16 protein-coding genes are annotated in these 13,685 nt (G+C 56.1%); 6 read left to right on the forward strand and 10 right to left on the reverse strand.

Annotated features, from left to right (window positions below; all coding sequences use genetic code 11):
• Positions 1 to 6: 6 nt before the first annotated feature.
• Positions 7 to 438 (reverse strand): GNAT family N-acetyltransferase, encoded by a 432-nt coding sequence (locus tag ACR02O_RS14805; protein ID WP_101052366.1) that lies wholly within the window; start codon positions 436 to 438, stop codon positions 7 to 9.
• 237 nt (positions 439 to 675) lie between these two features.
• Between ACR02O_RS14805 and ACR02O_RS14810 the strand changes: the two genes are divergently transcribed.
• On the forward strand, positions 676 to 1,386 hold the full coding sequence (locus ACR02O_RS14810) for an autoinducer binding domain-containing protein (protein ID WP_101052365.1): 711 nt from the start codon (positions 676 to 678) through the stop codon (positions 1,384 to 1,386).
• Positions 1,387 to 1,414: 28 nt separating this feature from the next.
• Here ACR02O_RS14810 and ACR02O_RS14815 read toward each other — a convergent pair whose 3' ends face one another.
• Positions 1,415 to 1,963 (reverse strand): MAPEG family protein, encoded by a 549-nt coding sequence (locus tag ACR02O_RS14815; RefSeq protein ID WP_445369141.1) that lies wholly within the window; start codon positions 1,961 to 1,963, stop codon positions 1,415 to 1,417.
• A gap of 108 nt (positions 1,964 to 2,071) precedes the next feature.
• On the opposite strand from ACR02O_RS14815, the gene ACR02O_RS14820 reads away from it, so the two are divergent.
• Both ACR02O_RS14820 and ACR02O_RS14825 read left to right on the forward strand, forming a co-directional pair.
• A complete protein-coding gene (locus ACR02O_RS14820) occupies positions 2,072 to 2,488 on the forward strand; it encodes a winged helix-turn-helix transcriptional regulator (protein ID WP_494521925.1) in 417 nt (138 codons plus the stop codon).
• A gap of 288 nt (positions 2,489 to 2,776) precedes the next feature.
• Positions 2,777 to 3,604, forward strand: coding sequence for a spondin domain-containing protein (locus ACR02O_RS14825; RefSeq protein ID WP_494521926.1), 828 nt, complete (start codon positions 2,777 to 2,779; stop codon positions 3,602 to 3,604).
• Positions 3,605 to 3,664: 60 nt separating this feature from the next.
• Here the strand turns inward: ACR02O_RS14825 and ACR02O_RS14830 are convergent, their stop codons facing one another.
• The 5 genes from ACR02O_RS14830 to ACR02O_RS14850 all read right to left on the reverse strand — a co-directional run bounded on the left by ACR02O_RS14830 (position 3,665) and on the right by ACR02O_RS14850 (position 8,624).
• On the reverse strand, positions 3,665 to 4,312 hold the full coding sequence (locus ACR02O_RS14830; RefSeq protein WP_171695252.1) for a methylamine utilization protein: 648 nt from the start codon (positions 4,310 to 4,312) through the stop codon (positions 3,665 to 3,667).
• Complete coding sequence (locus ACR02O_RS14835) at positions 4,282 to 5,598, reverse strand: hypothetical protein (protein ID WP_494521927.1); 1,317 nt, start codon at positions 5,596 to 5,598, stop codon at positions 4,282 to 4,284. The genes ACR02O_RS14830 and ACR02O_RS14835 overlap by 31 nt, the downstream gene beginning before the upstream one ends.
• Before the next feature lie 2 nt (positions 5,599 to 5,600).
• A complete protein-coding gene (locus ACR02O_RS14840; RefSeq protein WP_494521928.1) occupies positions 5,601 to 7,358 on the reverse strand; it encodes an ATP-binding protein in 1,758 nt (585 codons plus the stop codon).
• A complete protein-coding gene (locus tag ACR02O_RS14845; RefSeq protein ID WP_033158711.1) occupies positions 7,355 to 8,077 on the reverse strand; it encodes a response regulator transcription factor in 723 nt (240 codons plus the stop codon). Before ACR02O_RS14845 ends, ACR02O_RS14840 begins: the two co-directional genes overlap by 4 nt.
• 406 nt (positions 8,078 to 8,483) lie before the next feature.
• Complete coding sequence (locus ACR02O_RS14850; protein ID WP_165385959.1) at positions 8,484 to 8,624, reverse strand: DUF1697 domain-containing protein; 141 nt, start codon at positions 8,622 to 8,624, stop codon at positions 8,484 to 8,486.
• 264 nt (positions 8,625 to 8,888) lie between these two features.
• Here ACR02O_RS14850 and ACR02O_RS14855 point away from each other — a divergent pair, with 264 nt between their 5' ends.
• The gene (locus tag ACR02O_RS14855) at positions 8,889 to 9,287 is read left to right on the forward strand and encodes a YybH family protein (protein WP_033158712.1); all 399 of its coding nucleotides are present in this window, start codon (positions 8,889 to 8,891) and stop codon (positions 9,285 to 9,287) included.
• A gap of 1 nt (position 9,288) precedes the next feature.
• A complete protein-coding gene (locus tag ACR02O_RS14860) occupies positions 9,289 to 9,774 on the forward strand; it encodes a P-loop nucleotide/nucleoside kinase family protein (protein WP_033158713.1) in 486 nt (161 codons plus the stop codon).
• Positions 9,775 to 9,784: 10 nt separating this feature from the next.
• Here the strand turns inward: ACR02O_RS14860 and ACR02O_RS14865 are convergent, their stop codons facing one another.
• From ACR02O_RS14865 to ACR02O_RS14875, 3 genes are all read right to left on the reverse strand, one after another.
• Positions 9,785 to 10,156 (reverse strand): TfoX/Sxy family protein, encoded by a 372-nt coding sequence (locus ACR02O_RS14865; RefSeq protein ID WP_033158739.1) that lies wholly within the window; start codon positions 10,154 to 10,156, stop codon positions 9,785 to 9,787.
• An 89-nt stretch (positions 10,157 to 10,245) separates the two neighbouring features.
• The gene (locus ACR02O_RS14870) at positions 10,246 to 10,995 is read right to left on the reverse strand and encodes an IS5 family transposase (RefSeq protein WP_129871393.1); all 750 of its coding nucleotides are present in this window, start codon (positions 10,993 to 10,995) and stop codon (positions 10,246 to 10,248) included.
• A gap of 99 nt (positions 10,996 to 11,094) precedes the next feature.
• Positions 11,095 to 12,912, reverse strand: a complete 1,818-nt coding sequence (locus ACR02O_RS14875) for a serine hydrolase domain-containing protein (protein WP_494521929.1) — start codon at positions 12,910 to 12,912, stop codon at positions 11,095 to 11,097.
• A 251-nt stretch (positions 12,913 to 13,163) separates the two neighbouring features.
• Here ACR02O_RS14875 and ACR02O_RS14880 point away from each other — a divergent pair, with 251 nt between their 5' ends.
• Positions 13,164 to 13,526 carry a hypothetical protein gene (locus tag ACR02O_RS14880; protein ID WP_494521930.1) on the forward strand — a complete coding sequence of 121 codons (363 nt, stop codon included), beginning with the start codon at positions 13,164 to 13,166 and terminating at the stop codon, positions 13,524 to 13,526.
• Positions 13,527 to 13,685: the final 159 nt, after the last annotated feature.

The following is a 13,685-nucleotide window of genomic DNA, read 5'->3' on the forward strand; positions in this document are numbered from 1 at the left end:
GCAAATCTAGATGTTGAGGGTCAGGGAAAAGTGATGACTGCTCAGCTGAAAGCCCTTGTTAAGATACAAGCGATGGGCGGTAAAGCGCTGATGGCCGGAATCCAGATGCACGCCCCGGCAATCGTGGGCTTTGGCATGGGCTATCAGCCAATCGAGCAAAGCGCCGGCGAAGCCTTGCGCAGTCTCGCCGCTTAGCGTGGGCAAATCGTCGATATACAGTATTTTGCCACAGGCCAAAAACTCGGCAAAACGAAAACCCGCCACGCTTTTAACGGCGCCCTGCTGTCTAACAGCCAGAATTTGGTAGGACTGCAGTCGCTGGCGGCGAACCTGGGCTAGAAACTGCTCTTGCTTGAGGTGCGGGCGCAACTCGCTGAACACCGGAAAACAGGCTTGAATTTCCGCGTCAGTATCGGCAATGAAAATATCGAAAGTCATGGCTACGGCTTAATAATCAAAAAAAGGGTGGCTGTTGGCTTGGAACATAATACCAGGTGCAGTTTAAACGCCTACCCGCTTTGCCGGATTAGACGCTATTTACAACGGTCTAACAACTGTCAACATTGACAGCTTATACCGCCATTCTGGTTTACCGGTAAGGATTACCGGACATGGGGTTTCCGTGAACTCAGCCTTTAGGATAAGCTGTCGAACAGATTTAACGACAATAAGCCCATGAAAGCCTGGCAAGAAATTCAACTTCAAGCATTGCAGACCAGCGATAGCGAGCATCAGCTTTTTCAAGCCATTGCAGCGTTCGGTGCGGAATTGGGTTTTGAATATTGCACCTACGGACTCCGGTTGGCGCTGCCGCTGAGCAATCCGAAGATCGTGAAAGTAAGCAATTATCCGTCGGCTTGGCAAGCGCAATATCAGGCCAAAAACTATTGTGCGATCGATCCCACTGTCAAACACGCCCTGCGCTCGCCGCAGCCCATTCTGTGGACGGACGGTTTGTTCGCTTCAACGGCGGCGTTTTGGGAAGAAGCCCGCTCGTTCGGCTTGCGTTACGGTTGGGCGCAATCCATGCGGGATGTCCCCGGCGCCACCGGCATGCTGACGTTGGCGCGATCCGATGAGCCGCTGAGCGAAGCCGAGCTGGCGGACAAGGCTTTTAAAATGGCTTGGTTGACCCAAACTGCGCATATCGCCTTGTCGCGCAGATTATTGCCCAAATTGCTGCCGGAAGCGGATACGAAACTATCAAACCGCGAGATTGCGGTACTACGCTGGACGGCGGATGGCAAAACCGCCGGAGAAATTGCCAATATCATGAAAATTACCGAGCGGACTGTTAATTTTCATATCAGCAATGCTGCGGCGAAATTAAATGCCAGCAACAAAACCGCAGCGGCCGTTAAAGCGGCGCTGCTCGGTTTTTTGTAACAACCATCCAACTGGAGTCCATTCAAGCTTATCCCAACCCAACCGCCGTCACAAAGCGAAACCAAAGCGTGCCCAGAACGATGCAGCTTGAAGCCCAAGTCGCGAAGCGATACGGCACCCAATTTACGGCCATATAGATAATCGCATGGCCATACCTGAGTACAACAAAAGCCCAGGCAAGCGCGATTTGAACGTTGTCGGCATTTTTCTCGACAAGCATCAATAGACAAATAACATAAAAAAGCGCGGGTACTTGCATTAGATTATTGAAGGTTCGAGCCGGACGCTCGAATCGATCGTCGGCAGGAATATCCGCCTTGTAATCCGCGAAATACCTGATCGACGCATGCCCTCGAATAACGGCAACATTGCGTGCGACGACCATCATCAGCCATACCAAAGCCGTCAGCATAAAGAGCGCGGCCATTGGAGAAATAAGCCGCTCCGGTGGGAAAGCCCGATGTTCACCGGCTAATAGCCAGAATAGCCAAGCTACGACCGATCCGACAATGATGCAAGGAGCTGTGTAGATCCGCAGCAACGAGATATTGGTGGCAGTAGAATTTATCGTCGACATTTACGATCTCCTGATGAACGTGGTTTGCGGAATAAGCTTGGATTGATATACTTGCAATATGCAACTAATTATCCCATTTCAATTGCAAAACGCAAGTAAATAAGCCAGATGCCCGACTCGAAGCTCAAAAATAGATGCCCAATTGATTATGCCCTCGAAGTGTTCGGAGACCGATGGACGCTGATCGTACTTCGCGATCTGATGCTAAGCGGCAAACGGCATTACCGGGAGTTGATGGCTTCAAAAGAAGGAATCGCAACCAATATTCTGGCTTCGCGACTGAAGAAAATGGAAGCGGACGGACTCGTTATCCGTAAACACAAGCCCGAAGACAAACGCCAAGTGTTTTATGAACTAACGGAAAAAGCGCTCGATCTGATACCTGTGTTACTCGAAATTAGCCGCTGGAGCGTCATTTACGACAAGCATACCGCAGCCCCTCCGGAACTCATGCGCCGCTATCAAGAAGAGCCGCTGCAGCTGATAGCAGATTTGCAGGAAGCGGCACGAATTCGGCAAACCTGATCGTTTTGCAACAAAAACGAAAATCCGGAGGGCCATGGATAATCTGAACAGCGTGAAGCACATCGTTCGTGATCGGTGTGGTTCATGAATTCAACGCTCCCAATGCCTTCCATCTAAGACTGGTAATTCTGTTCCGTCTGGCTGTTTTTGACCGAACTGATACCTTCTGGCATTTGACCCAATGACAGCTCACATCTCACGTGCATTTGACCTCCCCGTGAAGATTTCGTGACTTTTCCGATTGCACAATGGCCGCGCCATTTGGCATTCATATTAAGGAGAATCACGATGCAAAAAAACCATGCTTTTACGCTGTCGGCGCTGTTGTTAGCGGCCAGTGCGGCACCTTTAAGTTCGGCAGAGGCCGCGCAGGTCACGCTGAGTTTCAGCAATTTGTCTGCTGCCAACGGGCCGGCCTTGAGTCCGTTTTTCATCGCCTTGCATGACGGTACCTTCGATGCCTTCGACTTAGGCACCACGGCTTCGTCGGCAATCGAAGCAATTGCCGAGATGGGTAGCGGCGCCGGCTTGTCCTCTGCATTCGCGGCCAGCAGCGCGGCAGCGGCCGGCGGCACCAGCGCGACGGTGACGGCGGCGGTTAATGCCTTCGGCCCCGGCATTTTCCTGCCCGGCGCTAAAGGCAGCGTCACCCTGGACCTGGACCCGGTGAAAAACCGTTACCTGAGTTATTTCGCGATGGTAGTGCCGTCCAACGACCGCTTCGTCGGCAACGACTCGCCGACCGAAATCGAATTGTTCGACGCCCAAGGTCATTTCACCGGCGGCACCTTCGTCGAGAACGGCAGCAGCATCTGGGACGCCGGCACCGAACTGGACGGCACCACCGGCGCGGCCTTCTTGGTAGGTTCCAATGCCTTGGACAGCCCGGCGCAAAACGGTACCATCCAGGCTAACCATGACTTCGCGGTTTATGCCGGATTAGGAACGCCGGCCGGTTACAACTTTACCGATCTGCCCGGCGCCAATACGCCACTGCTGCAAATCAGCGCGGTGTCGCAAGTCCCGGTTCCGGCGGCGGCCTGGTTGTTCGGCAGCGCGTTGCCGTTGTTCGGTTGGTTCCGGAAGCGCGCGCCGGTGTCGGCTTTGCCGGCTTGAGGCGGTCGCTTCAACGCAGTGGAGTGCAAAACTAGATTTGTACTCCAGCTTCGCACCGCATCAAAACCCGTCGCCGTAACCCTGATTTTGCAAGCTGGCTGGCGGCTTGCCGGTGGGGAAGCGGGCTTTCAATTCCACCGTCACCGCGAGTTCACCGGCCGGTACGCTGACGATTTGCTCGGCCGTTTGTTCGGCTGCGTCCGGATGCCAAAAGCTCAGGCGGTAGCGGCCCTCCGGCAAATCCAGCGTCCAGCGGCCCTCGGCGTCGGAAACCGCAAGGTAATCGGCATCGCTGACGTAGACGTAACCCAGCATCCAATCGTGAATGTTACAACCCAGCGCGACGATGCCGGGCTGGTCGAAGCGCACCGGTTCGCGCGGCACGCCGCTATAGAGCTTGATCTCAAATCGCTTGGCTGCGGAAAACGAATAGACGTGGTGCTTGATCGCGTCGCTGTTCGGGAAATACACCGGGGTGCCGCTGCGCACCGCCAACACGTGCGGGACGAATTCGCGGCTTTTCTGGTCCAACGCCATTGCCGCCGGCGCCGGCGGCGCTTTGACCCGGCCGGCGGCATCCAAGGCTTGGGCGGCGACCACCAGATCGGCCAACGGCCGGCCGCCGGCGACGGCCTTGCCCGCCAATTCCGCGGCCGGCGCGACGGCGGCCCAGGCCGTTAAAAAAACAGCCGGTAAGCGACTTGCCACAGCGTGTCCTCCTGATAAACGGCTTCGCCGCGTTCCTGCCGCGCCGGGCGGGTGCTGAAAATGCGGCTGAACTCGACGTTCAATTGATGGTGCTGGGCAAAGGTCAGATTGTAATTGACGGTCCAGGCTTGGCCGTGTTCGCCGTTGCGGTCTTGCGGCAGGTAATCGCGTTCGTCGCTGTCGAAGCGTTCGTAGCGCACGCTGAAACGGCCGTCGCCCAGCGGCCGGCTCAACAGCCAGCTCGCCGACCAAAATCCAACATCGACCGCGCGCAAGTCGCCGAGTAACTCGCCCATGCTGGTACGGCCGGTCAGCACTTGCGAAATCAGCGTGGTTTCCCACGGTAATTCGGCCTTGGCGCCCAGGCTCCAAAAGCGGGTGTGCCAGCCGTATTGGCCTGCGGACACAAAGGCCGGATCGGCGTTGTTGTCGTAATACAGCGCGCGCAGCGTGTAGCGTTGCGACCGTTCGGCGGCAATGCCAGCGTAAAAGCCGGGGCGGCCGTCCACTTCGACGAAGGTCTGGCTGGCGTTGGCCTGCTTGGGAAACAGCGCCGGAATGCGAATGCCCTCCGGCAGACGCAGGCGGCCGGTCAACGTGGATTCGAAGTCGTGCAAGCTCCAGCCGCGCCAGGCCAGCATCAGGCCGGCGGTGTCGTTGTTGGCCAGGCCGGCGCCGAACACGCCGAGTTTGTCGCCGGCCTCGGTCTGGTAATCCAAACGCAGCTCGCCGCCGAACGCGCGCAATTCTTCGCCGACCCAGGCGTTGATCGTCGACGAGCTCAAGGTGTACGGGCTGCTCCAGGCGGTGCCGGTGTTTTCCAACGAAATCGGCGGAAAGAACATGCCCAGCCGGCCGGCCAAACGCCAACCGGCGGCGCCGACCGGCCGGTAGGCCAGATAGGCTTCGGTCAAATCCAACGGCGTTGATTGGCGGTCGGCGTATTTGATGGTGGCGTTGAGCATCCAATCCCAGTCCAGTCTGACTTGCAAGGTAGCGGCGGCTTCGTTGAGCCGCCAGCGGTCGCGCTCGTCGCCGGCGCGCAACTTGCCCAGGCCGTACTCCAACTCGCCCGGCGCGGCGTCGCTGTGTTGGTAGCGCAGGTCCAGCAGGCCGTGCCAGGTCACTTCCGGAAATTGGCCGTCGTCGGCTTGGCAGACCTGCACCATCAAACCGAAAAACGTCGGCAACCCAACCGACAGCATTAGGCGAAAAGACTTCCAGGTTTTCCGCTGCTGCGGGAATGAGCTTGGCAGGACCGGGAATCGAGCGGCCAATAACAGCATGTTTACGGTTTGCCTGTCGCGGTGCGGGTGGGATCAGCCAGCGGTAAGTCGAAACGAAATTCGCTGCCGACGCCGAGTGTGCTATCCACTTGCAAGCGGCCGCCGTGCAACTGGGCGATCTTACCAACCACGATCAAGCCGAAACCGCCGCCGTCGGCGCGGGCGCGGCGGGCCAGCGGCGAGTCCCAATCGCACAAGGTTGGTAGATATTCCGGGGCGATGCCGATGCCGGTATCGCGCACCGCCACCGCTATCCGGCCGCGCGCCGGCCAGGCGTCCAGCCGAACTCGGCCGCCTGGCGGGGTGTGGCGCAAGGCGTTGTCGATCAGATTGGTCAGCAGGCGCTCGATCAGGCCAATATCGGCGCTGATGAGTGGTAATTCCGGGCGCAGTTCGGCTTGCAAGCTGACGCCGCGCTGTTCGGCCTGCAGCCGGTATTTTTGGGCGACGTCTTGCAGCAATTCGGCCAGATTGAAGGGTTCGGGATTCAAGCTGGCGTCGTCGCATTCCAACTTGGCCAGTTCGAACAGTTCCTGCGCCAGCCGACTGACTTTTTCGGTCTGGCGCAACGCGGTATCCAGAAAATGCTGTTGTTCGGTGGCCGGCAAGGTCTCGGCCTTGCGCTGCATGGTTTCGAGAAAAGCGCGTAACGCAGCCAACGGCGTGCGTAAATCGTGCGACATCGAAGCCACCAGTTCGCGGCGTTCCTGGTCTTTTTGGCGCAGTTCGCCCAGTTGGCCGGCCAGTTGGGCGGCGCGAACGAAGGTATCGGCCAGTCTGCCCAATTCGTCGTTGCGGCCGGTCAGCGGCGAGGCAGCGAAATCGCCGTTGACCGCTCGTTCGCCGGCACCGGCCAAGGCCCGTAGCGGCCGCGACAGATTGCGGGCGATGACCACGCTGCCAGCCAGCGTCGTCAACAGGCCGAGCAGCAACACCCCGGCCGCCAGTAACAGCATATGGCGGTAGCCGGCGAAGGCATCGGTGAACTTGATTTGCAGCAATGCGGCGACGCCTTGATCGCCGCCGGCCGCCGGCAACGTCAGTATGCGGCCGAGGTAGCGGCCTTGCGCGGTATCGACCGTGGCCGCCAGCGCCCGGTTGGTCGAGCTGTGCAGCAAGGCCAGGGCCGCGTCCGGTGCCGACGCGGCCAGCAGGCGGCCGCCGTCGGCACTGAGTTCGGCCAAACCGATGTGCAGCGGCAATAGCGAGTTTTGCCGAAATCGGGCGATACGCTGCTCGTCGACAGCCTGCGCCACCGCCACCCAGCCCACCGGCAGCGGCGCCGACACCGGCACCAGCGCCCATTCCTGCAAGCGGCCGTCCAACACGCCGAACCAGACCAGTGAGCGAGTGGCGTCGGTGTTTGCCAAGGCTTGCGCATACGGAAACGGCTGGCCTTGCCACTGGCCGGCGCTATCGGCGAGCACCTGAAATTGTGGATCGATAAACAAGCCGCGTTGGGCGTGGATGCGCAGCAGCAGGTTTTCCAAGGCCGAGGCGATGGTGGCCGGGTCGCCGCCGGTGACGGTGCTGCGAAACCCAAAATCGGCGACCAGCAAGCCGGCCTCGCCGGCGACTCGTTCGGCGCGTTCGACCAGCAGTTGCCGGAAGGCTTGCTCGGCGTAGCGCAAGTCCTGGTCGAGTTGGTGCAACAGGTTGTCTTGCACCGCCACGTAAATGCACGCCACCGTCAGCGCCTGCACCGCGACGAACAGCGCCGCGAACAATAGAGCGATGCGGCTTTGGAAGCTCAGCGTCATGCGTCGGCGGTGTCCGCTTCGGCAAACTTGTAACCAACGCCCCACACCGTCAGTATTCGCGCCGGTTTGGCCGGATCGGCTTCGATTTTGGCGCGTAAGCGATTGATGTGGGAGTTGACGGTATGTTCGTAGCCGTCGTGGTTGTAGCCCCAGACCTGGTTCAACAGTTCCAGCCGGGTGAACATACGGCCCGGATGGCGAGCGAAGAAATGCAGCAAGTCGAATTCGCGGGCGGTCAGCGCCAGCGTTTGGCCGTCCAAAACCACCGTGCGGCTTTGCACATCGATCCGCAAACCGTGAGCGACCAGAACGGCATCTGCTTGAATGGCGATGGGTTCACTCAACGCCGCCACCCGCCGCAACAGCGCCCGTACTCTAGCGACCACCTCGGCCAATGCAAACGGTTTGACGATGTAGTCGTCGGCGCCCATTTCCAAACCCACCACCCGTTGCACGTCGCTGGATTTGGAACTGACGATGATGATGGGGGTATAAACCGGCCCGGCCCGCACCCGCCGGCAAATTTCCAAGCCGTCCACACCGGGCAGCATGACGTCCAGCAGCAACAAGTCGTAACGATTGCCGGCAATCGCGGCCAGCGCGGCCTCGCCGTCGGCCGCCCAATCCACGCTGTAGCCTTCCTCGCGCAAATTGGCGGCCAGCAGGCCGGCAATGTCGGGATCGTCTTCGACCAGGAGCAGGTGTTTCGTAGGCGGCATGGTTGGCGGTTTTAGACAAAATAAAGCTGATTATCGGCCAAGCGGAGCCGTAAATCTAATCACGAAATTATCACGGCGGCATCAGTTCTCGACAAATTCGCCGAATTTGCCAACCAAACGTTAAGAAATGGGAACGAGCCCGAGCGGCCGCATGCACTGGGCAAGCACATGACGAATGCGCGGGTAAACCAAATGCCGTCTCGCACTTGGCTTATCGATCCGCGGCGTTTGGGAGTGTCATGCTTCTCGCCAGTTCGACGAGCTTGCAAACCGTTCGCCAATTGCGGCCGATCATCGCCACACCAAGGCGCTTTTCGGCCTGGGCCGCCAGTTTCGAGCGGCCGATTCCTTCCGGTGCATGCAGGTAGAAAACTTGATCGATCAGACTAAACCGTTCGCTGTCTTTCTAGATGGCAGCCAGCGCGGCCAGGTCGGGGTTGGCCGGTGCGGACAGCAAAAAATTCAGGTGCAAGGTATCGGGCTGGGTTTCCGCGTCGGGAAAGGGATAGGTCCGCACGGCCTGTTCCAGTTCCGCTAGTTCCAGCAATACTAACTGCGGCTCGATCTGTTAGCGTTGTTTTATTGCACGCAGATTCGAATTACTAAAAATGCTCAGCTAGTTTATCGTTTGATCGGCACTATAGCTTCTGTTAGCATCCCATCATGATTAACGTCCTCCCAACCCTGCTGGCTATTATTACCACCATTTCAACAATGGTGGGTTAGCACGTTTACTTTCTACTGCAACCCGCCCTGAGGCGGGTTCAATATTGCCTGTCTCTTGGTGCCTTAACCTACCAAGGAGATCGATATGGCTTACCATCCACTTAAACAAATTATCGAAGCTGCTGACAAAGCAATCACTGAAGAGGACTTCGTTACCTTGATGGCTTTCTACGCAGACAATGCAACGCTCGTCATCAAGCCAGGCTTGATTGCTACAGGCAAGGAACAAATCCATAAGGCGTTCCTCGCGATCACCGAATATTTCAACCATAGTCTTGTGGTCAAACAAGGCGCGATGCATGTCATTCAGAGCGGAAATACGGCTCTAGTGATCATGGAAACCGTTCTGGAAACGGCGGATGCTGCCGGTGTAGCGAATTGCATGTCAAGGCGCGCCACCTATGTCTTTCGGGAAGACCCTGTCGGCAAGTGGCTTTGTGTTATCGATAATTCGTATGGCACTGACTTACTGGGAGCCATATAAAATGCCAAAGCTACTGCCAACATTGCATCTGCTCTGCGGAAAAATCGCCTCTGGCAAATCGACATTGGCAAAGGAACTGGCCAAGACGCCGGACACGGTGATCCTCAGCGAGGACACTTGGCTTGTACATCTATATCCAGACGACATCAAGACTGTGGCGGACTATGTTCGATGTGCTTCGAATTTGCGTGACGCGATCGGTCCACACGTGACCGATTTGCTTCGAATAGGTGTGTCCGTGGTATTGGATTTTCCAGCCAACACCGTCGCAAACCGAAAATGGATGAGATCTCTTATCGACAGAGCCGAATCAAGGCATGTGTTGCATTTTCTTGATGTATCGGACGACAAATGCTTGACACGTTTACGTGCGAGAAACGCGTCTGGCACTCACGCTTTTGTAGTGGCTGATACCGAATTTGACCTAATCACAAGTTTCTTCGTCGCCCCTCAGCAGGAAGAGGGGTTCAACATTATTCGATATTAGGTGTTCTGAATCAGTCTAAATGACGTATCACTGTCGTGTCCGTTTTGCTTTTGCGTTTTTTACGTTGGGCTCTACGCGCGGCGTCGTACGAGCGCCGCGCCCACAGAACGGCCTGCTCCCGGTCTTCCATAAACTCGGCCGGCGCTTGGTAATATGACATTTTCGTCATTTTGCCTTCCCGCTGATATTCGAATGGCGCAAGCCCCTGTTCCTCGAAAAATTTGGCATTCTCGGCATCCGCCTTGAGATACAGAGTATCGTCCGCCACCAGCGCGAACATCAAGCCATCGTGGTAGACACCATAGCCCCCAAACATCTTACGGATCTGAATGGTGCCGAACAGTTCGAACATTTCGGGCAGATACGCGATAAATTCACTCATCGGCATACCTTATTGCTGGATGATGGCAAGCTTGGGAACACTCATTAAACCCTAACTGGCAACTGTTAATCCTAGGGGCTGTTGCCGTTTCACATCGGTAACCATATAAATGCACAAGCCAGGGCGATAGCACCTTCAAAATTGCGTTTTAGTTTGTCATATCGGGTGGCAATAGCTCTAAAATGTTTCAGTCGCGCAAATACGTTTTCAACGAGGTGGCGATATTTATAGAGACACCAGTCCATTTCCTCATTCCCGACTATTGAATTTTGTTTTCTTGGGATGATGGGGACTGTGCCTTGGTCTCGAATTTGAATCCGTAACGGCTCGCTGTCATACCCTTTGTCTGCAATCATGTAGCCCGCCTGGGGGAGCTTGGCCACAAATTCCGGCGCTTCTTTGCAGTCATGTACTTCGCCCCCCGTAATCGAGAACTGGATGGGAAGTCCACCGGCATCAACCGCCATATGGATTTTGGTCGTGTTGCCTGCGACCGATTTCCCGATGGCTGTTGGATTTTCATGGGCGCCGCCGCTACTGTGTTGATGGGCTTTAATAATGCTGCCATCAATAAATAGCCATTCCAAATCAGGCTCAATCACTAGCGCCTGAAAGATACCCCTCAGCTTTTCTTGCAGTGACCAGGCATTGAAGCGCTTGTACACGGCATTCCACTTGCCAAAAGCGACGGGCAAGTCTCGCCAAGGGCAGCCAACACGCAAACGATAAAAAATCCCTTCGACCGTTTGCCGAAGACCGGGTTTGTCGTAAATGCTGAAACTCAACATAATCGTTTTTAGCTTTTCCCAGTGGGTATCTGTAAGCAGTTGGCGTGGCATTCGCTAGTTATCGTTTGATTGAAAACTCAATCAATATGGCTCGCCAATCGATTTTCAAAGGGATTATGACAAAATGGCAACAGCCCCTAAAGGTTTTGCTCATTTCTTCCGCAATAAATACCCGGAATAAGCCACAAATTCTTGACCATTAATCGTCTCCAGCCGCACGGTTTCCTGCATGCCCCGCCCCAGCCCAAGAATGACGGCGGCGTTTTCCGATACCGGTGCAATCGGGAGGGTCAGATTATTCAGGTCGAATGTGGGAATGGAATACTCCAGCATCAAAAAACCGTCCCGCTCGCGTAGCGCGCATTTTTCCGGAACCATCGCCTCGCCTTCGGCAAGATTCACAATCTCGTATTCACCCAGACGGCTACGCATGGCGGCGGGAATCGGTACGGGTTGGATTTTCTCGCCCAATACAAAGGTTTGGCCGTGCCAATGGGCCAACGCCAGATCATGGCCGTCGACATGCCGTATCGACAAGCCAACCTCGGCCAGCTGCTTTGGTTGTATTGGAATCAAGCCCAGCAGTTTGTAGCGAATGCCGAATTTGCCATCGTCCCTGCCGACCAAATCCATACTGCTGCCGTTCAGTTCGGTGACCAAGGTGTCGCCATCGGCTGTTAACTTGATGTAGCCTAACGCGGTTGCATACTGCCCTGCCCCCAATTGTTGCTCTTGCGGGCTTAAACCGCGGGTTTCGATTTTAGGCGTTTCGATGTCATCCGGCAGAGGCTGGCCGGTTTTTATCGCAACCGCCATTTTTAATGCCTTATCGGTGACTTTGTCGATCAAGTCACCCGTGGGCGGGGAATTCGCCAACACGACCACGCCCAGCTTGTGCTCCGGCAACACAGTCAGCAGGCTACGATGAAACAGTGTGGCGCCGCCGTGTGCGGCCACATCGCCGATACCGGGTTTGCTGGTCAAGAACCACCCCAAACCGGTTTTGGTGCCCACATCCAGCGCCACGTCGCGGTTTTGCTGGCGCAGCATTTCATGTAGGGTTTCCGGCTTGAGTATTTGCCGGCCATTGGCTTTGCCGTCCGCCAAGACCATGGCGATAAAGCGGCTTAGATCCAAAACATTGGCATTCAAGCCGCCGGCCGGCATATCGCGCAGTGCCACTTCGGCCTTTTCCTGATCATTCTTATAGGCCTTGGAAGCCAATTCACCCGCTATGCCCGGCGTAAATGCCGCATGCGTCATGCCCAGTGGTTTTAACAGCTGCCGGTCGGCATAACGGCTGAAATCCTCACCGGTCAGCCGTTCCAGCATCGTCCCCAATAAGGTGATGCCCAGATTCGAATAGGCCCAGATGTGATTGGGCGGATAGGCGGCGTATTCGTTATTCAGCTGTTCGACCAGTTGACTGAACGGCGCGGGATGTTTAATCCACATGCCATTGCCCCTATCGCCCGGCAAGCCGGAATGATGGGTCATGATGTTGCGCGGCGTTATCGGCCCGGCATCCGGGAAGCGGCTTTTGATCGCAAAATTCGGCAGATAGGTTTGCAACGGCCGGTCAATATCCAGTTTGCCTTGCTCCGCCAGTTGCATGACCAGCGTATCGGTGAAGAGCTTGGAGATGGAGCCGGTTCGATAAACCGTTTCCGGTGTCGCGGCAATCCGGTTGTCTTGATCGGCATAGCCGAAACCTTGCGCCCAAACGACCTGCTGATCGTCGACCACGGCGATACTCAAACCTGCCACGTCTTGTTCGGACATTTCCTGCTCGATCAACCATGTTAAATGAGTCTTGAGGTAACTGTAATCGCCGCGTGCTACGGTATCCGGTTTTAGCGGCGGCGAACCGGCGCAAGCGCTGAGCAAAAGCAAAATTGCGCTTAAACAAGTCAAATAGGTTTTCATCTGATCCTTGAAGGGGTGGTCATCGATTAGCTCGGCCAGCAAGATTAAAAGCCGTGGGGTTGGTGCTTTGAGGCTGTTACCGGAGCTGATTTTGGTGGATGGATGGTAGTAGGCGAGCCGATTGCAGTCAAACGTTTTAACAGTGCGCCCTTGAGCCTAAGCGAAGGCAGACTAAGCCATCGGAAGTAATTGTGCGTTGAATGATAATTGCGGCGTTCATTTTTTGTGTAACGGTTTGAGTCAGTGATTTGCCATGTTTGCAAACTCTGCCCAGCAGTGGATTCGGAATGATCATGGTCCTACCCCCACCGGAAACGCCGTCTTATCCACGACCCGCCGTAACAAGAAGCTACGGTCGCGCCGGGAATGCCGGCAACCGCCGCCTCGAATGTGTTGAAACGTTCCGACGTGTGTTGGTCTATCGGAATGTGGCTCAAGGCCATCAGTGTCAGACCCAAGGCTTTGGCATCCAACAAGGCCCGATAGCCGACGATCAGGCGCCCTCCTCCACCGCTCGCACCCGCCGCAGGCAGGGTGATGCCGACAGGCCTATGCGGTCGGCCAGTTCCTGTTTGCTGATGAGGCCGTCGGCTTGCAGTCTGACCGCGTCGCCCGGCGCACTGTTTAGCGGCGTCAATCGCTTATCGGTCGACTAAAAACAGCCCCCCGTCACTACGGTTTTCGGTTAGCGACAGACAATATCAACGACTTTGCTCATCTCTGCAATTTCATTAGGGGCTGTTGCCATTTTGTCATAATCCCTTTGAAAATCGATTGGCGAGCCATATTGATTGAGTTTTCAATCAAACGATAGC

This window comes from Methylomonas sp. PHL2-19, from assembly GCF_059331595.1.